Below are 18087 nucleotides of genomic sequence, written 5' to 3'. Positions count from 1 at the left end.
GTGTCAGCGCTCCTCAGACAATCTCCGGTCCATGTCCTGCACGGCCTGGAACAGTACCGCCGTTCCAAGCGCGATATCGTCGGTCTCTGCCCATTCGTCGGCGGCGTGGCTGCGGCCATCCTTGCAAGGCACGAAGATCATGGCTGCGGGCGCCGCCTTGGCCATCCAGCCGGTATCGTGCCCGGCGCCCGAGGCCATGCGGCGATGGGTGATGCCCGCGCCATCGGCAGCCCGTTCGAGAATATCGAGAATGTCGGGGTCGCAGGGTGTCGCGACGACATGCGAAATCCGCTCCGGCGTCGCGATCGTAACGCCCCAGCGTTGGGCCGCCTGGGAGGCGATCCGCTCCACCTGCGCCCCGAACAATTCCATGTCCGCCGGAAATTCCGCCCGCGCATCGATCAGCATGCGCACACGGGAGGGCACGACATTGGCGGCATTTGGCTCGATCGCGAATTCGCCGACCGTTGCGGTAAAATGCCCTGGCGTCTTCGACAGCTCCAATCCGGCTCCGCGGATTGCCAATACGATGTCGGAGGCTGCCACCAGCGCATCCTTGCGGTCGGGCATGGTGGTTGTGCCGGCATGGTCGGCGCGACCCTCGACGACGATTTCGATCCGTGTAATGCCGGAAATAGCCGTCACTACGCCGATATTGATGCCTTCGCGTTCCAGCACCGTGCCCTGCTCGATATGCAGTTCGAGAAAGCCCCTGATGTCGCCGCGGGCCGTCGCCGCATTCACGTCGCCGCCCATTTCGGCAATGCCGGTCGCGAGGCTGCGGCCATCGGCCATGCGGTGCAGCCACGTATCTGGTCGCTGCCCGGTCATGCCGCGGCTGCCGATGCAGGAGACGCCGAACGGGCTCACTTCCTCGGCCAGAAAATCAACGATCTCCAGATCGTGGTCGAGTTCGATGCCCTTGTCGGCAAGCGAACGGGCCACTTCCAGCGCGGCAATCAACCCGGCAATGCCATCGAACCGCCCGCCCTCGGGCACCGTGTCGGAATGCGATCCGATCATCAGCGTGCCGCCGCCCTTTTTTCCGGCTCTGCGTCCGATCAGGTTACCGGCATGATCGATATGCGTCTCAAGCCCCGCATCCTTCATGCGCCGCTCCACATAGGCGCGGCCTTGCAGAAACAGCGGTGAAAATGCCCGTCGCGTCCACGGCCGGTCCGGCTCCGTGATTTCGGACAGCGCCGTGATGTCGGCCGCAATACGCGCGGCATCGACCGTCAGGTTGGACGTCATGAAAGTTCCCCTTGCAATACATGTCTTATTGGCGGTCGCACGAAACGGCCGCGCCCAGGTTCCGCCGTCACATGGCCCTCCCGCGCCGCCAATCTGCCGCGCAGATAGGTGGCCTGTACTGTATAGGGCAGGCGGATGCCGTCATAGGGGCTCCAGCCGACGACGTTGTTGCCGCTCGCCGCTGCGTCATAGATCTTCTCCTCCGGTGTCAACACCACGATATCGGCATCGCGGCCAATGGTTAGCGCGCCCTTCACATGGTCGATGCGGAAATGTCGTGCCGGGTTCTGCGCCATCAGTCTTGCCGCCCATGTCAGCGAAATGCCGCGTTCCATCGCGCCTTTGACGAACAGCGGCACCATTACTTCCAGCCCCGGCACGCCGGATGCGTTCTTCAACATGTCGGAATCCGTCTTGCGATCTTCCGACCAGCTCACGTGATCGGTGGAAACCAGCCAGACTTTTCCATCGGCCACTTTTCGCCACAGGGCCTCCACCTCGGCGCGCGGACGGATGGGCGGGTTGATCTTGGCCTTTCCGCCGAGGCGTTTGACGTCGTTTTCCTCGTCGAGTGTCAGGTAATGGATGCAGCATTCAACGGTCGCCTCAAAACCATCACGCCGATAGGCTGCGGCGATATCGTAGCCACGCCCCAGCGAACAATGCACCACATGGGCCGGGCAACCGGTCTGCGCGCCGGTTTCGAAGATCGTGTGCATGGCTAGCAGTTCGGTGATGGGCGGCCGCGACATTCCATGCGCGCGCCAGTCGGTTATGCCGGCGGCCATGACGGTCGCCATATAGGCCCGCACCGCCTCGTCATCCTCATTGTGCACGCCTGCGGTGAGGCCGGTGGGTGCAATGGCTGCAAAGCTAGCATCGAGCAGAGCCGGCGGAATGCGCGGAAACCGTTTCGGATCGGTGCCGAATGTCGAAAACTTGAAGGCGGCGACCCCGGCATCCACCATCTCGAGAATCCGCGCCGGACCTTCTTGCGGATCGATCGTGCCGTAAAGCGCGAAATCCACGCGCGCCTGCGCGCCGGCATGCGCGATCTTGCGTTTCACCGCCTCGGCAGAGCAGACCAGATCGCCCTCGTCATAGGGCATGTCGACAATGGTGGTGACGCCGCCGGCGGCAGCCGAACGAGTGGACCAGACGAAATCCTCCTGATCCTTCTGGGACAGCGAATGCACCTGCGCATCGATTGCGCCGGGCAGGATCAGGGCGCCGTGGCCCAGCATATGCCGGTCCTTGGCGGAAGGTGGCATGCCGCGTCCGATCTGCGCGATCCTGCCGTCGTGCACGGCGACATAGGCCCCATCGACAATGCGGTCCGGAAGAACCACCGTTCCGTGCAAAACGAGATCGAAATCCGCCATGGCCCTGCCTCCCATTGATCGGCCTGTCGTCTATGTGCCGTCTGTCTCCTGCCTCACGCGGCCGCGGGTCTGCCAGGCGTTCCCAGCGCGAAGAAGTCATCGATAGCATGGATCGGCGAAATGGCGATCAGGTCGGTCAGAAAAGCGTCCGCAGACAGATCGTCCTCAATCGCCTCGACCTCTGCCGAAAGCGGACGGTCGACCGTGTAGAAGGCGGCATGGCGGCGCACAACGTCATAGACCAGTTTCGCGGCCCCGCCTGGCCTGTCGCCGCAAATGTCCATCGCTTGCGCGGCCAAGAGCGCCTCCAGCGCCGCCAGACGTTTCAAGGCCTGCGTCTGTCGCTCGAACCGCTCGATCACCAGCGGCAGGAACGCCGCCTCGTCCTCCATGCCGCCGGAAACGACCAGCGACTGCGCCGATACAGGATTGGTCATCGACAATACACGCGAAAAGATTTCGCCGGCGAGCTTGATGATCGGTCCGAAACCGGTGGCGATACGTCCAGGCGGCACGAGATTGACGGGCAGGTCCCGGCGCTGACCGTTTCCGAGAAGGACGCAGCGGTTGAAGGCGTTGCGGGCCGCATGCGCCATGGTAAGCGAAGCGGATTCGAGAAGAACCGTGACGTCGAGCGGCAGCGACCCGCCCGAGGTCAGCACGCGCCCCTCGGCAATCACCGGATTGTCGTCCGAGCGGCCGGTCGCTGCCAGCACCTTATGCCCGGCCGTCAGCACCGCCTCGAACACGGATCCGAACACCTGAGCGATCATGCGCAGGCTCAGCGGGTCCTGCACATGCGTGGCGACCGGCCAGTCCTGCCCTGCATCGCTCCAGCCGTCGGAGGCGCGGCAGAGCCATGCGCCGATCATTTTTTCACGCGGCGTGCCGACATGCGTGACCGCCACCCACGGGTCGCGCGAAGCGCCCATGGCCGCGGAGGCGGCGAGCCCGGTCGCCAGCATGGCGCGGATTGCTCCGGCCGCTGCCCGCGTCGCTTCGGCCGCTGCGGCGAAACTGACGGAATTGACGCTGAGCGAGGCAAGACTATCGCGTGGCGCCATCCGGAAAGGTTCAAGACCCGCTTCGGAAAATGCCTGCGCGGCCGGCAGGCGTCGGCCCCTGTAATGCGCTTCGCCGACGCCGGTCAGCACCGCCCCGATCTGGCCCATCAGGCCGATATCGGCGCAACCGATCGAGCCGGTGCGCCTGACGACCGGAATGACATCGGCGGCCAGAAGCGCCAGATAGGCCCCGACCAGATCCGTCGAACAGCCGACATAACCGGTGAGCGCCGTATTGACGCGCAGCGCCATCGCATTGCGCACGACCGAGATGGAAAACGGTTCGCCGGTGCCGAAGTGGTGGGCGCGCACAAGACCGAGATTGAAGGCATCCAGCTCTTCGGGCGACCAGGCAACATCCTTCATGGCACCGACGCCGGTCGTCGCGCCATAGACGGGAATGCCGTCATCGATCGCCTTTTCCAAAACCGCGCGGGCGACGCGCACCCGCTCCAATCCATCCGGATCAGCCGTCACCTGCGCGGATCCTTCGCCGATGCGGATCAGTTCGGGAAAACCGAGCGGCTGGCCGGTGAGTTCGATGACGGCATGCGGGTCGGCGGCACCGGTCGCTGGACCCGGCCTTGCGGATTGCCTGCTGTCATGCGCGCCAGACCTTGCCATTCTCTCCCCATGCGCGGGTCTACTGCAAACCGCTTCTGTCCAATCGTGTCCTATGGTGACAATATGCCGTTCCTCGACGTTGCCGTCAGGCCAGCATGATCGCAATCGAAACCAGTGCGATGGCGATCACCCAAAGCGCCAGTCGTCCCGATCGTGTATGGCGCGCCTCCGCCTTACCGATCGCTTCCGCAGTCTGTGTGTCGAAGCGCAGGCCATGTTCGCTCATCTGCAACAGCTGGCCATGGAATTTTTCGGTTTTGGCGGCGATTTCCGGCAGGGCTTCGGCCAGCTTGATCGCTGCCGTCATGCCGTCCTTGAGGTCGGTCATGATCCGCTTGGGGCCCAGATTGTCCCGTATCCAGTTGCCGACCACCGGCTCGGAAGCCTTCCACATGTTGAAGCGCGGGTTGAGCATGCGCGACACGCCCTCGACCACGACCATGGTTTTCTGCAGCATGATCAGTTCGGGGCGGGTTTCCATCTCGAACAGATCGGTGACCTCGAACAGCAGCGCCAGAAGCCGAGCCATGGAAATGGTTTCTGCCGGCTGTCCGTGGATCGGTTCGCCGATAGCGCGGATCGCCTGCGCGAAACTGGCAATGTCGTGATGGCTCGGAACGTAGCCGGCCTCGAAATGTACCTGCGCGACCCGCATGTAATCCCGGGTGATGAAACCGTAGAGGATCTCCGCAAGGAAGCGCCGTTCCTTTTTGCCCAGCCGCCCGACAATGCCCATGTCGACGGCAACGATCATGCCTTGCGGGTCGACGAACAGGTTGCCCGGATGCATGTCGGCATGAAAGAAGCCATCGCGCAGCGTATGGCGCAGGAAGGACTGGATCAACGTTTCGGCAAGAAGATCGAGGTCGTGGCCGGCGGCGCGCAAAGCCGCGACATTCGACATCTTGATGCCGTCGATCCATTCCATGGTGATGACGTCGCGGCCGGTGCGCTCCCAGTCCACGTTCGGAACGCGGAAACCGGGGTCATCCTTGGTATTCTCGCCAATCTCGGAAAGGGCAGCCGCTTCCAGCCGCAGGTCCATTTCCAGCTTGGTGGTCTGCTCAAGCGTGCGCGTCACCTCGACCGGGCGCAGGCGCCGCGAGGAGCGCATGAACCGTTCCTGCATATGGGCGACGAGATACATGCCCTCGATATCATTGGCGAAGCGCTGGCGCACACCGGGGCGCACCACTTTCACCGCCACCTTCTTGCCCGCGACTTCTGCCGGATGCACCTGCGCGATGGAGGCAGCGGCAATCGGCTCGCCGAAGGCCGTGTAGAGATCGTCGATGGGCCGGCCGAGCGACGTCTCGATCTGGATCTTGGAGATCGCGGTCGGGAAGAACGCCATGCGGTCCTGCAGCAGGGCCAGATCGGCGGACCAGTCGACGCCGACCACGTCGGGCCGGGTCGCGAGGAACTGGCCGATCTTGACATAGGAGGGCCCTAGCCGCGAGACGGCGCGGGCCAGCCGCTCGGCGCGGCTTTCCTTGATGGAACGCGGTTTGACGAAGATGGTGGTCAGCGACTTGGCAAGCGCTAGAGCAGGCGGAAGGCCCTGCGTCGGCAAGGCGGAGACGACGCCTTCGCGGACGAGGACCCAGCCAACGCGGGCCAGGCGGAAATAGGCGCCGATCGTGCTCATGCTTTGCCCTTACAGCTTCCAGCCGGAATGCAGCGCGGCAATGCCGCCGGTATAGTTGGTGAAGCTGACGCGGGAAAACCCGGCGGTGCGGATCATCGTCGCAAAATTTTCCTGATTGGGAAATTTGCGGATCGATTCCACCAGATACTGGTAGGGTTCGGCATCGCCGGTAATCATCTTGCCGAACTGCGGAATGGCCTTGAACGACCATTCCTCATAGACGCGCTCAAGAAGCGGCATTTCCACTTCCGAAAATTCCAGCACCAGCAGCCGTCCACCACGCTTGAGCACGCGAAACGCTTCCGACAGTGCTACATCGATGCGCGGCACGTTGCGAATGCCGAAGGCAATCGTATAGGCGTCAAAGGAATTGTTTTCGAACGGCAGGTCTTCGGCATTGGCCTCTACGAAGGTCAGGTTGTCGGCCAGCTTCTTCTTGGCGGCGCGCTCGGCGCCCACGGCCAGCATCGAGCCGTTTATATCGAGAACAGTGCCGCTTGCCTGCCGGCCGGAAGCCTCGACGATGCGAAAGGCAATGTCGCCCGTGCCGCCGGCCACATCGAGAAACCGGTAGTCCGCATCCCTGCGCGGGTTGAGCGCGCTGATCATCGCATCCTTCCAGACACGGTGCATGCCGACCGACATGACGTCGTTCATCACGTCGTAGCGTTTTGCGACCTTGTGGAAGACGTCGTTGACCAGACCCTGTTTCTCGCCGCTGCCGACCTCGCGAAAGCCATAGGAGGTTTCCATGCCGCCGTCTGCCTGGGTTCGGGTGTCAGCCATGGAATTGTCCTCTTCTTTCAAACCTGCGTATCGGTCGGGTAGGCATAGCGAATGCACGCGGCCCGCACTATCTGTTCCGTCAAACGCGGGCGCTTTGGCGCAAGGCCATGTTCGCTTGGTCTATAGAGCAGTCCGCCGGCCGTTGAAACAGGAAGTTAGGAAAGCCATGCCCGAATTGCCAGAGGTCGAAACCGTCCGTCGGGGGCTGGCACCGGTGATGGAGGGGGGCGTCATTACCCGGCTGGAGCTTCGCCGCCCGGACCTGCGCTTTCCCTTTCCCGAACGGTTCGAGGCGCGGGTCGCGGGGCGACGCATCGAGGCGCTCGGCCGTCGCGCCAAATATCTACTGATCGATCTCGATGACGGGGAAACCATCATTGCCCATCTCGGCATGTCCGGTTCGTTTCGCATAGAGGAAGGAGGAGGCGAACGGCTGCCCGGCAATTTCCATCATGCTCGTTCCAAGGACGAAAAGCATGATCACGTCGTCTTTCATCTGCAGACGGCCGCGGGCCCGATGCGCATTATCTATAACGATCCGCGCCGTTTCGGCTTCATGCATTTGTGGAAGCGCACGCAGCTTGATGCCTATCCGGCCTTCGTCGGCCTTGGGCCCGAACCGACCGGCAATATTCTGGATGCCGATCATCTCGCCAGACGGTTTTCAGGAAAGATCCAGCCGCTGAAAAGCGCGCTGCTCGACCAGAACAATATTGCCGGTCTTGGCAATATCTATGTCTGCGAGGCGCTGTGGCGCTCGCACCTGTCGCCGTTGCGCGCATCGGGAACTATCGTCACGCCTACCGGCAGACCCAAGAAACAGCTTGTGGCGCTGACACAGGCCGTTCGCGAGGTCATTGCCGATGCCATTGCCGCCGGCGGCTCGTCACTGCGGGACCATATAAAGACCGATGGCACGCTGGGCTATTTCCAGCATTCCTTTTTCGTCTACGACCGGGAAGGCACAGCCTGTCGCACCCCAGGCTGCGCGGGCACGATCCAGCGCGTCACCCAGGCCGGCCGCTCGTCTTTCTATTGCCCGCAATGCCAGCGGTGAGGTTCGACGCCTCGAGCAGAGAAAAGACTCGCAATCCGGGCAAAACCGGCGAAATTGCGCGTTGACGACTGCGCCCATTAGGGTTATACGCCGCTCCACAGTTGGGAAAGCCCGATCACGGCTTCCTCTATTGCTCCCGAATTGCTGAATGGTGAGGTCGCAACGACCCTGCGTGGCGATGGTGGAGTTTTGGTTCGAATTCGTAGAGAGGCATGAGATGGCCAATACAACTTCGGCGAAAAAGGCGACCCGCAAGATCGCTCGCCGTACCGCAGTCAACAAGGCTCGCCGTTCGCGCGTCCGTGGCTTCATCCGCAAGGTCGAAGAAGCGATCGCATCGGGCGACGTGACGGTTGCAGCAGCAGCCCTCAAGGCCGCTCAGCCGGAAATCCAGCGCGCCGCCACCAAGGGTGTGATGCACGGCAATACGGCCGACCGCAAGGTCTCGCGTCTTGCCAAGCGCGTTAAGGCTCTGTCGGCCTAATCAGCGTTAAAATCGCTGTCATGAATGAAGCCTGGTCGTTGACCGGGCTTTTTCGCGTTCGCGTTATGAGCGAATGTTTCTCCTCGTATTTGACGAATTGATAACAAGCCGATGACATAAAAATTCGTTCAAAATCAAAAGCTTATGGAAGGAAAGGGAGTGTTCCACCGATATTTGCACTGGTCGGGCTGTCCGATTTCGAGTCAAGCGAATTTTTATTTTTTCGCTTATCGCGGGTCCCGTAATCCTGCCATTTTTGAATCCCGTTGATTCAAAAGAGATTCTCGAACAAGGACTTAAATCGATGCCGACCGGGCCAGAAGAGTCAACGGCCGCTCTCCAATTTTGCTTAAAATTCGCTGTTGATCTTGCCATGTGATCCTGCCTAAATGGCTTTCAACAAGGGGCGCGGGGAGTTGTCGGGAACGCCGGCAAACATCCTAGTATAGAGGGGTTTTAACACCGCTCTAGACTCTTGGGACGGAAGTTATGTTTCCGTTTTTTCATATAATCAGCGGTTGTGTACCGTGAATCCTTCGAGATTCCGGCGCGGCTGCTTATTGCCGAATGCATGGGGCCGCCGGTCGGCCCCTTGGACAGAGTAGAGTGACGTCCCGTAGCGAGGATGGGATGTTTCGGTCGCGTCGTTTACCCGATGCGATCTGAAGCTTCGCGATTAAGAGCTTCTGGCAGGTTCTGGTTGGATCACAGGTCCACGGAGCATTTGAATAATGACTGCGGACGCCGGTCTTTGACGAGGGGACGGGCGGAGCGCAATTTAACGAGTTCGACCTGGCGGTACACATAGTCTCGCCGGGCATGCGTAATATTGGAAGGCGGCACAGCAATGCAGATGAACACGGCTCCGATCCGGGCTTTTGGCGAAAGCGACACCGTACCGCAGGCGTTAGGTTCAGTTTGCTCCCAGGCGGCAGGGGATAAGTCTGAAATGCAGAATGATGCTCTTTTCGAGCGGTTCAGCGCGCGCCTCAAGGCGCAGGTTGGCCTTGAAGTCTACACGAGCTGGTTCGGACGCCTCAAGCTCCATTCCGTATCCAAGAGCGTTGTTCGCCTCAGCGTTCCCACGACGTTTCTGAAATCGTGGATCAACAATCGTTATCTCGATCTCATTACCACGATCATGCAGGCCGAGGATTCCGAAATCCTCAAGGTCGAAATCCTGGTGCGTACCGCAGGCCGGCCTGGCCGCGCCGGTGTAGAAGAGCGTCCGGCTGCCGAGGCCGTGCCTGCTGCCCAGCCCGTCCGTCGCCCGCCGCCGCGCGAAATCGGTCAGATCGCATCCTTTTCGGCGCCCGTTCAGGCTGCTGCCGCCGCTCTTCCTTCGGCCACACGCCAGGCGTCTTCCGGCGGTCCGCTGTTCGGTTCGCCGCTCGACAGCCGCTACACGTTTGACACCTTTGTCGAAGGCCCGTCCAACCGCGTTGCACTTGCCGCCGCCCGCACCATTGCGGATGCCGGTGCCAATGCCGTGCGTTTCAACCCGCTCTTCATCCATTCCGGCGTCGGTCTAGGCAAGACCCATCTCCTGCAGGCGATCGCCAATGCCGCCGTAGGCAGCGACCGCAATCCGCGCGTCGTCTATCTGACCGCCGAATATTTCATGTGGCGTTTCGCTACGGCCATTCGCGACAACGATGCCCTGACGCTGAAGGAATCGCTGCGCAACATCGACCTTCTGATCATCGACGACATGCAGTTCCTGCAGGGCAAGATGATCCAGAACGAGTTCTGTCATCTTCTCAACATGCTGCTCGACAGTGCCAAGCAGGTCGTCGTTGCTGCCGACCGTGCGCCGTGGGAGCTGGAATCGCTCGACACCCGCGTTCGCTCGCGTCTCCAGGGTGGCGTCAATATCGAGATGGAAACGCCCGATTACGAGATGCGCTTCGAAATGCTCAAGCGCCGCCTCGAGATTTCGCGCCAGGACGATCCGTCGCTGGACATTCCAGATGAGATTTTGAGCCACGTCGCCCGCAATGTCGCCAATAGCGGCCGCGAACTGGAAGGCGCTTTCAACCAGCTGATCTTCCGCCGTTCCTTCGAGCCATCGCTGTCGATCGAGCGTGTCGATGAGCTGCTGGCCCATCTGGTCGGCACGGGTGACGCCAAGCGCGTCCGTATCGAGGACATCCAGCGCATCGTTGCACGTCACTACAACGTGTCGCGCCAGGAACTGGTGTCCAACCGCCGCACCCGCGTCATCGTCAAGCCGCGCCAGATCGCCATGTATCTGGCCAAGACGCTGACGCCGCGGTCCTTCCCGGAAATCGGTCGTCGTTTTGGCGGCCGCGACCACACCACGGTTCTGCATGCCGTGCGCAAGATCGAGGAACTGATCGGCGGCGATACGAAGCTCGGCCAGGAAATCGAACTCCTGAAGCGTCTGATCAACGACAACAACGCCTGATCATAGGCCGGGGTCTCCAGACCCAGCCATGTGCCGGGAACACGGTCCAGCGCGACGGAGCCTTCTCCATCGCGCTTGGGCGTTCTATCAAAAACCTTGGCTTGACCATTATCGTCCCGCGGGCGCATGTCTTTCAAAAAGGGCTATGCCTGAGGGACGCATCGATGTTTCTGATTTCCGTCGCTACAATCTGGGCCGTCGCCTGCATCACGCCGGGTCCGAACACCCTGCTCGTCATCCGCTATGCACTGACGGCGCCGCGCAAGGTCGCGATCGTCGCGTCATGCGGGACGGTGACGGGAACCTTGTGCTGGGGGATTGCCGGCTGGCTCGGTATCAACGTGTTGTTCCAGGCCGCGCCTTTCGCCTATCTGGCGCTGAAGATCGCCGGCGGGCTTTATCTGGTCTGGCTGGGCTTCAAGATCCTCAAAGATCTGCGGCAGGCAGGCCCACCGGATGAACTGGCCCGGGAAAAGACAGAGATCCCCCTGAAGACGGCTTACCGCATGGGGCTTGCCACTAATCTTGCCAACCCGAAATCGGCGCTGTTCGTGGCCTCGCTGTTTGCCGCCACCATGCCGGCCGGGACGCCGTTCCTCTATGGCCTTGCCGCCATTACGGTGATGGTCACCGTCTCGACAGTGTATTACACCTTTCTTGTCGGCCTTATCAGCCATCGCCGCGTCGCTGCAGCCTATCTCAGAGCAAAGAAGAAGATCGATCTGGGCGTGGGGATGGTCTTCCTGGGCTTCGGCACGAAGTTGATGCTGTCGCGATAGTGGCATCGGGCCAGGGCGGATGCGCGGCATCGTGCTTGTTCTGAGCGGAGCGATAACGGCAAGCCTACCGGTCGGCTGCGTTTGCCCGCAAGCCAATGACACGACCGCAGGCTAGAACGCCAGATCGGCGACCACGGCATCGAGGATCAGCATGCCCGACGGCGTGCAGCGCAGTCGGGAGTTGCCGATGCGTTCGATAAACCCGTGTTCCAGTAAAGTCTGCTCGCGCTCCGGGTTCGGGTCACGGCCGGAAAGCTGGCTCCAGCGGGCGAGATCGACGCCCTCTGTCAGCCGCAGGCCCATCAGCAGCAGTTCGTCGGCCATTTCGTCATAGCCAAGCATCTCCTGCTCCACCATGCCGTGGCCCTGCGCTTCCACGAGGTCGAGCCAGGCTTCCGGCTTGCGCTCGGTCGCCGTCGCCACCTTGTAGGAGCCTCGCGTCAGCCGGCCGTGTGCACCAGGCCCGATGCCGGCATAGTCGCCGTAGCGCCAGTAGGTCAGGTTATGGCGGCTCTCTGCGCCTGGAACCGCATGGTTGGAGACTTCATAGGCCGGCATGCCGAACCGTGCGGTAATCTCCTGCGTCGCCTCGTAAAGATCGGCCGACTGGTCGCCGTCCGGCACGATCAGCTTTCCGGCCTTGTGCAGGCCGTAGAAGGGCGTGCCTTCCTCGATCGTCAACTGGTAGAGCGACAGGTGGTCGACGGCATGGTCGATCGCCTGCCGCAGTTCCGCTTCCCATTCGGCCACGGTCTGTTTCGGGCGGGCATAGATGAGGTCGAAGGACATGCGCGGAAAAATGTCGCGCGCCAGCTTGATCGCCTTCAGCGCATCCTCCACGTCATGCAGACGCCCCAGAAATTTTAGGTCGCGATCATTGAGTGCCTGCACGCCTAAGGACACACGGTTGACGCCACCGGCGCGGTAGCCACGAAAACGCTCGGCTTCGACGCTCGAAGGGTTCGCCTCCATGGTGATTTCGATGCCGTTGGGCATGTGCCAATGCCGGGCGATACCGTCAAGGATGGCGGCGACGGTTGTCGGATGCATCAGCGAGGGCGTACCGCCGCCCAGGAACACGCTGGTCACCGTTTTCGGTCCGCTCATCTGCCGCATCCATGCCATCTCCTTCAGGAAAGCAGCGGTAAACCGCTCCTGATCGACGGGCTGGTGGCGGACATGGCTGTTGAAGTCGCAGTAAGGACATTTGGCGGCACAGAAGGGCCAATGCACATAGATCCCGAAACCGGGTTCGCCGGTATCGGGCAGAAGCGATGCATGGCGGTCGAGCACGGTGTCCATCTTGTAGCGTCAGGCTTCCAGGCAGGTTTCGACAAAAAGCTTGAAGGCGCGGGCGCGGTGGGAAAGCGCTTCGGCATCGCCGGGCTTCCAGCCATGCTTCTGCTGCGCCGTCATCTCGCCGAATGTGGTGTCGTAACCGACCGGCTGAAAGACCGGGTCATAGCCGAAACCATCGTTGCCGCGCGGCGGCGAGACGATGACGCCTTCGACTTCGCCGCGAAACGTTTCGGTATGTCCATCCGGCCATGCCAGGCACAGCACGCTCACGAAACGCGCGGTGCGCCGGTCGGCCGTGGTCGCACCCTTTTCCTGTAATGCGGTTTCCACCTTCTGCATGGCCCAGGGAAAGTCGCGGCTGCCATCCTCGCGTTCGGCCCAGTTGGCCGTGTAGACGCCCGGCGCCCCGTCCAGCGCGTCGATCACAATGCCGCTGTCGTCGGACAGCGCCGGCAGACCGGAAGCCTTGGCGGAAGCCAGTGCCTTGATCGCGGCATTTTCTTCGAATGTGGTTCCGGTCTCATCCGGCTCCTCGAATTGCAGTTCGGCAGCAGATTTGGCGGAAAAGCCGAATGGACCGATCAGGTCGGCAATCTCGCGGATCTTGCCGGCATTATGGCTGGCCACGACGATCGTACGGGTCTCGAGCTTGCGCATGACAGTCCTTCAAAGGCTCCAGAGTTTGGGTTCGGCGCATTCCAGGCTGTTGCCGGCCGGGTCGCGGAAATAGATCGATCGCGCGCCGTTCGGCCAGCGAAAGTCGCTTTCGATGGAGATGCCCGCCTTGTTGAGCTTTTCGACGATCAAGTCAATCGCTTCCGCATTGACGCGGAAGCAGGCATGGCCCGCGCCGGTCGTGCCATGGGGCGGAACAGGCAGGGCGTCAGGGGAGGGTGGCTTGATGGTTTCGCTGCGGTTGAAAATCAGGAGGATGCCTCGGCCGCAGCGGTAAAAGACATGGCGGTTGCCGGCGCGCAGGACTTTTTCGAGACCGAGGAGGCTACCGTAAAAGCTTTCGGCAGCATCAAGGTCATCGACATAAAGGGCTGTTTCGAGAATGCCATCGATCATGCATCGCTCCCTGGTATGATGGCGTTCAGCCCGGATAATTGCCCTGATCGATACAGAGACAGCTATGGCGGCATGGTTGGCGTGGTCTTCGGCCTGAAGGTTGGCATGCTTATGATGGCAGCCAGTATCGCCTCGACTGTCTGCGCGCTCCGGCGCGACCGCAAGTCTGTGATGGTGCCTGGCGAAAATCCTTCCTCCGGCTCGCAAGGTCGTCGCAATCGCACGCTGATTACACGAGGTTCGGGGCACCGGCGACGCGCGCGCTGGCACCCCGAAACAATTTAGCCCGCGATCGCGGCCTTCTGCATCGCCACGAGTTCGGCCGTGCCGGCTGTTGCGAGGTCGAGCAACGTCAGGAATTCTTCGCGGCTGAACGGCTTGCCTTCCGCAGTCCCTTGCACCTCGACAATGCCGCCGGCACCGGTCATGACGAAATTGGCATCGGTTTCGGCGGCCGAATCCTCGAGGTAATCAAGGTCGATCACCGGCTGGCCGGCAAAGATACCGCATGAAATGGCGGCGACATGGTCTTTCAGAACCTTGTCGACCTTCGCCATGTTGCGCGCTTCCATCCACTTCAGGCAATCATGCAGGGCAATGAAGCCGCCTGTGATCGCCGCCGTGCGGGTGCCGCCATCCGCCTGGATGACGTCGCAGTCGATGGTAATCTGCTTCTCGCCCAGCGCTTCAAGATCGACGACGGCACGCAGCGAGCGGCCGATCAGGCGCTGAATCTCCTGGGTGCGGCCACCCTGCTTGCCGGATGCGGCTTCGCGTTTCATGCGGTCGCCGGTGGCGCGCGGCAGCATGCCGTATTCGGCCGTTACCCAGCCCTTGCCGGAATTGCGCAACCACGGCGGCGTCTTTTCCTCAAGACTTGCCGTGCACAGCACATGCGTCTCCCCGAACTTCACGAGGCACGAACCTTCCGCGTGCTTGGAAAAATTGCGCTCGAACGAGATCTTGCGCATCTGGTCGGTTTTTCTGCCTGAAGGCCGCATGCTGAACTCCATGAATATGGTGAGCGCGTTTCTAGAACTGTGGGGGCGCTTTTGCAAAGGAAAAGCCGGTTAGGATGCGACCGCTTTTCCCTTTTGCCAAAGGCGGGGCAGCATTATATCTCCATCACAGAGCCAGGTTTCAGACAGGTTGGGCAAGCATATGGCGTTTTCGAGATCGACGGCGACGGAATCCATTCTCGACGACCGTTCGCGCGAAATCTTTCGGCGCATCGTCGAGAGCTATCTGGAAAATGGCGAACCGCTCGGCTCACGCAATCTGTCACGGCTTTTGCCGATGTCGCTGTCGCCGGCATCGGTGCGCAATGTCATGAGCGATCTCGAAGAACTCGGCCTCATCTATTCGCCGCATATCAGCGCCGGCCGCCTGCCGACCCAGACGGGCCTTCGGTTCTTTGTCGACGCCTTCATGCAGGTGGGCGACCTGTCGCCGGAAGAACGCGCCAATATCGACCGTGAAGTGCGCGCGTCCGATCGCGGCCAGCCGATCGAAACCATGCTGACCGAGGCAAGCCGCATGCTGTCGGGCGTATCGCGCGGCGCCGGTATCGTCATTACCTCGAAAAGCGATCCGGTGCTCAAACATGTCGAGTTTATCCGGCTCGAGCCGACCAAGGCGCTCGCCATTCTGGTCGGCGAGCACAATCAGGTGGAAAATCGCGTCATCGACCTGCCGTCCGGCATCACGTCATCGCAGCTCACCGAAGCCGCCAATTACGTCAACGCGCATCTGACCGGACAGACCCTGCCGGACCTGCGCGGCCAGATCGCAAAACTCCAGCAACAGGTGAAGGGCGAACTCGACGCGCTGTCGCAGGATCTCGTCGCGCGGGGCCTTGCCGTCTGGTCGGGCGACAATGGCGAGGGAAAGCCGGCACAGCTGATCGTGCGCGGCCGCGCCAATCTCCTGCAGGGGCTGGACGGCGCAGACGATATGGATCGCCTGCGGCTGCTGTTCGATGATCTGGAAAAGAAGGACAGCCTCATCGAGATTCTTGATCTTGCCGAAAGCGGGCCGGGTGTGCGTATCTTCATAGGCTCGGAAAACAAGCTCTTTTCTCTGTCCGGTTCTTCGCTCATCGTCGCACCCTATCGGGATGGCGAGGATCGCATCGTGGGCGCCGTTGGCGTCATCGGACCCACGAGGCTCAACTATTCACGCATCGTGCCGATGGTGGATTACACCGCCCAATTGCTGGCCCGCATGTCGCGCGCACCGCTTTGAGGCCTTTGTTGCCGCCTGACGCTTGATCGCCCCAAACTCTTGATTTTTTCGGCCCAAACCCTGATATCGGGGCCACTTCACACGAACACCCGGAGACCGTCATGACCGACGAAACAAACCACAACGGCCCTGACGCGGCAGCCAATGAAAACACTGCCGAAGCCGTGGCATCTGCGCTGGAGGAGAATGCCGCGGTCGAAGCCGACGTCGCCGAAACCGATCCGCTCGCGGAACTCCAGGCCGAGAATGCCGACCTGCGCGATCGCTTCGTGCGTCTTGCCGCCGATATGGACAATCTGCGCCGCCGCACCGAGCGCGAGTTGAAGGATGCCAAGGTTTACGGCGTCACCGCCTTTGCCCGCGACATGCTCGGCGTGTCCGACAATCTTCGCCGTGCGCTCGATGCCGTTCCGGCCGAAATGCGCGCCGCGGCCGATGCGGGCCTCACCACGCTGCTCGAAGGCGTGGAAATGACCGAGCGCTCCATGCTTTCGACGCTGGAACGCCATGGCGTCAAGAAGATCGAACCGGAAGGCGAAAAGTTCGATCCGAACTTCCATCAGGCCATGTTCGAAGTGCCGAACCCGGCCGTACCAAACAATACCGTCGTGCAGGTCGTGCAGGCCGGCTACACGATCGGTGATCGCGTGCTGCGTCCGGCCATGGTCGGCGTTGCCAAGGGCGGCCCGAAGGCCGAAGTTGCGGAAGCTACCGACAAGGCCTGATCGTTCGAACATCGATCCAACAAAAAGCCCGGGTGTCAGCAGATACCCGGGCTTTTTGTTTTGAAGTTCGAAACGTTTCAGGCAGCGTTGGAAGCCTGTTCCTCGTTGAGGAAGGCGTAGATTGCCGACGCAGATTCGGTGGCGCGCAACTTGGTGACCAGATCCTGGTCGCGCAGGACGCGGGCAATACGCGAAAGCGCCTTCAGGTGGTCGGCGCCGGCGCCTTCGGGCGCCAGAAGCAGAAACACCAGATCAACCGGCTCGTCGTCCAGCGCCTCAAAATCGACGGGCGCGTCAAGACGGGCGAAAAGACCAACGATCTGGGAAATGGCGGTCAGCTTGCCGTGCGGAATGGCGATGCCATGGCCGACACCGGTCGAGCCGAGACGCTCCCGCTGGACGATGACGTCGAAGATCTCACGCTCGGGTACGCCAGTCAGTTTGGCAGCCCGGGCAGCCAGTTCCTGCAGCAACTGCTTTTTAGAATTCACCTTCAAGCTGGGGATAATCGCATCTTGCCGCAGCAGATCTGCCAAAGCCATTTCTTCTCATCCTTTTGCCGCCGAGCGGGGCGAGGGGAGCGGCACGCAGCCGCTCCCGACAAGTCTGTTATCCTTTGATATTGGCGGCGTCGATCCAGCCAATATTGCCGTCATTGCGGCGATAGACGATGTTCAGGCTCTTTTCCGGGCTGCGGAACAGAAGAACCGGTTCATCGGTCATGTCGAGCGCCATCACAGCGGTCGCCACCGTCATGGTGCGCAGCTGCTTGGAGCTTTCGGCGACGATCGTCGGAGCAAAGTCCTCCGCCACTTCCTGGTCGTCATCAGGAATGGAATCCATGATCGCGTAGGCGACGTCTTCGGAACTGTTGCCGTTGGCATGATGGTCCTTGAGGCGACGTTTGTAGCGGCGCAGACGTTTTTCGATCCGCTCTGCAGCGGCATCGAAGCTCAGCTGCGGATCGTTGGCCTGCCCAGCCGCGTGGAAGACCACGCCCGAATCCAGATGGATCTTGCAGTCTGCCGAAAAGCGGGAAGAACCCGCCTTCTCGACAATCACCTGGCTGGAATATCCCCCGTCGAAGTATTTGGTAACCGCATCGCCGATATGGCTTTCGATCTTCTGACGGAACGAGTCGCCAATCTCCATATGCTTTCCAGATACACGCACACTCATGGATTGTTTCCTTCTTGTCGTGACTTGCACGAACCAGTTTACGCCAAGCCGTGGAAGCATCCA

Annotated in this window: 17 protein-coding genes; 6 read left to right on the top strand and 11 right to left on the bottom strand. The window is 61.3% G+C overall.

Annotated elements, in window-relative coordinates; genetic code table 11:
- Positions 1 to 3: 3 nt before the first annotated feature.
- The 5 genes from ACQKKX_RS13650 to ubiE all read right to left on the bottom strand — a co-directional run bounded on the left by ACQKKX_RS13650 (position 4) and on the right by ubiE (position 6758).
- Positions 4 to 1254: a Zn-dependent hydrolase gene (locus ACQKKX_RS13650; protein ID WP_427571267.1), complete on the bottom strand. Its 1251-nt coding sequence runs from the start codon at positions 1252 to 1254 to the stop codon at positions 4 to 6.
- A complete protein-coding gene (locus ACQKKX_RS13645) occupies positions 1251 to 2636 on the bottom strand; it encodes a dihydroorotase (RefSeq protein ID WP_427571265.1) in 1386 nt (461 codons plus the stop codon). Before ACQKKX_RS13645 ends, ACQKKX_RS13650 begins: the two co-directional genes overlap by 4 nt.
- A 53-nt stretch (positions 2637 to 2689) precedes the next feature.
- Positions 2690 to 4324, bottom strand: coding sequence for an aromatic amino acid lyase (locus ACQKKX_RS13640; RefSeq protein WP_427571263.1), 1635 nt, complete (start codon positions 4322 to 4324; stop codon positions 2690 to 2692).
- 85 nt (positions 4325 to 4409) lie between these two features.
- Positions 4410 to 5972: a 2-polyprenylphenol 6-hydroxylase gene (ubiB, locus tag ACQKKX_RS13635; protein ID WP_427571261.1), complete on the bottom strand. Its 1563-nt coding sequence runs from the start codon at positions 5970 to 5972 to the stop codon at positions 4410 to 4412.
- A 9-nt stretch (positions 5973 to 5981) separates the two neighbouring features.
- Positions 5982 to 6758, bottom strand: a complete 777-nt coding sequence (gene ubiE, locus ACQKKX_RS13630) for a bifunctional demethylmenaquinone methyltransferase/2-methoxy-6-polyprenyl-1,4-benzoquinol methylase UbiE (protein ID WP_427571260.1) — start codon at positions 6756 to 6758, stop codon at positions 5982 to 5984.
- Positions 6759 to 6924: 166 nt separating this feature from the next.
- Here ubiE and mutM point away from each other — a divergent pair, with 166 nt between their 5' ends.
- The 4 genes from mutM (at position 6925) to ACQKKX_RS13610 (ending at position 11506) form a co-directional block, all read left to right on the top strand.
- A complete protein-coding gene (gene mutM / locus ACQKKX_RS13625) occupies positions 6925 to 7815 on the top strand; it encodes a bifunctional DNA-formamidopyrimidine glycosylase/DNA-(apurinic or apyrimidinic site) lyase (protein ID WP_427571259.1) in 891 nt (296 codons plus the stop codon).
- 217 nt (positions 7816 to 8032) lie between these two features.
- Positions 8033 to 8299, top strand: a complete 267-nt coding sequence (rpsT, locus tag ACQKKX_RS13620; protein WP_427571257.1) for a 30S ribosomal protein S20 — start codon at positions 8033 to 8035, stop codon at positions 8297 to 8299.
- Between the two features lie 847 nt (positions 8300 to 9146).
- Complete coding sequence (gene dnaA / locus ACQKKX_RS13615) at positions 9147 to 10727, top strand: chromosomal replication initiator protein DnaA (RefSeq protein ID WP_427571255.1); 1581 nt, start codon at positions 9147 to 9149, stop codon at positions 10725 to 10727.
- Between the two features lie 164 nt (positions 10728 to 10891).
- Positions 10892 to 11506, top strand: a complete 615-nt coding sequence (locus ACQKKX_RS13610; protein WP_427571253.1) for a LysE family translocator — start codon at positions 10892 to 10894, stop codon at positions 11504 to 11506.
- A gap of 111 nt (positions 11507 to 11617) precedes the next feature.
- Here ACQKKX_RS13610 and hemW read toward each other — a convergent pair whose 3' ends face one another.
- The 4 genes from hemW to rph all read right to left on the bottom strand — a co-directional run bounded on the left by hemW (position 11618) and on the right by rph (position 14877).
- Complete coding sequence (gene hemW, locus ACQKKX_RS13605) at positions 11618 to 12808, bottom strand: radical SAM family heme chaperone HemW (RefSeq protein ID WP_427571251.1); 1191 nt, start codon at positions 12806 to 12808, stop codon at positions 11618 to 11620.
- 9 nt (positions 12809 to 12817) lie between these two features.
- The gene (gene rdgB / locus ACQKKX_RS13600) at positions 12818 to 13462 is read right to left on the bottom strand and encodes an RdgB/HAM1 family non-canonical purine NTP pyrophosphatase (protein WP_427571249.1); all 645 of its coding nucleotides are present in this window, start codon (positions 13460 to 13462) and stop codon (positions 12818 to 12820) included.
- Between the two features lie 9 nt (positions 13463 to 13471).
- Positions 13472 to 13876 (bottom strand): VOC family protein, encoded by a 405-nt coding sequence (locus tag ACQKKX_RS13595; RefSeq protein WP_427571247.1) that lies wholly within the window; start codon positions 13874 to 13876, stop codon positions 13472 to 13474.
- A gap of 281 nt (positions 13877 to 14157) precedes the next feature.
- Positions 14158 to 14877, bottom strand: coding sequence for a ribonuclease PH (rph, locus tag ACQKKX_RS13590; RefSeq protein WP_427571245.1), 720 nt, complete (start codon positions 14875 to 14877; stop codon positions 14158 to 14160).
- 160 nt (positions 14878 to 15037) lie between these two features.
- On the opposite strand from rph, the gene hrcA reads away from it, so the two are divergent.
- Positions 15038 to 16120: a heat-inducible transcriptional repressor HrcA gene (gene hrcA / locus ACQKKX_RS13585; RefSeq protein ID WP_427571243.1), complete on the top strand. Its 1083-nt coding sequence runs from the start codon at positions 15038 to 15040 to the stop codon at positions 16118 to 16120.
- A 101-nt stretch (positions 16121 to 16221) separates the two neighbouring features.
- Positions 16222 to 16845 (top strand): nucleotide exchange factor GrpE, encoded by a 624-nt coding sequence (gene grpE, locus ACQKKX_RS13580; protein WP_427571241.1) that lies wholly within the window; start codon positions 16222 to 16224, stop codon positions 16843 to 16845.
- Between the two features lie 77 nt (positions 16846 to 16922).
- Here the strand turns inward: grpE and ptsN are convergent, their stop codons facing one another.
- Both ptsN and hpf read right to left on the bottom strand, forming a co-directional pair.
- Positions 16923 to 17387, bottom strand: coding sequence for a PTS IIA-like nitrogen regulatory protein PtsN (gene ptsN / locus ACQKKX_RS13575; protein ID WP_427571239.1), 465 nt, complete (start codon positions 17385 to 17387; stop codon positions 16923 to 16925).
- Positions 17388 to 17454: 67 nt separating this feature from the next.
- Complete coding sequence (gene hpf, locus ACQKKX_RS13570) at positions 17455 to 18024, bottom strand: ribosome hibernation-promoting factor, HPF/YfiA family (RefSeq protein WP_427571237.1); 570 nt, start codon at positions 18022 to 18024, stop codon at positions 17455 to 17457.
- Between the last annotated feature and the right edge of the window lie 63 nt (positions 18025 to 18087).

Source organism: Neorhizobium sp. NPDC001467, from assembly GCF_050275975.1.
In the GTDB taxonomy this organism is placed as follows: Bacteria; Pseudomonadota; Alphaproteobacteria; order Rhizobiales; family Rhizobiaceae; genus Neorhizobium.
This window is presented reverse-complemented; position numbering and strand designations above follow the sequence as displayed.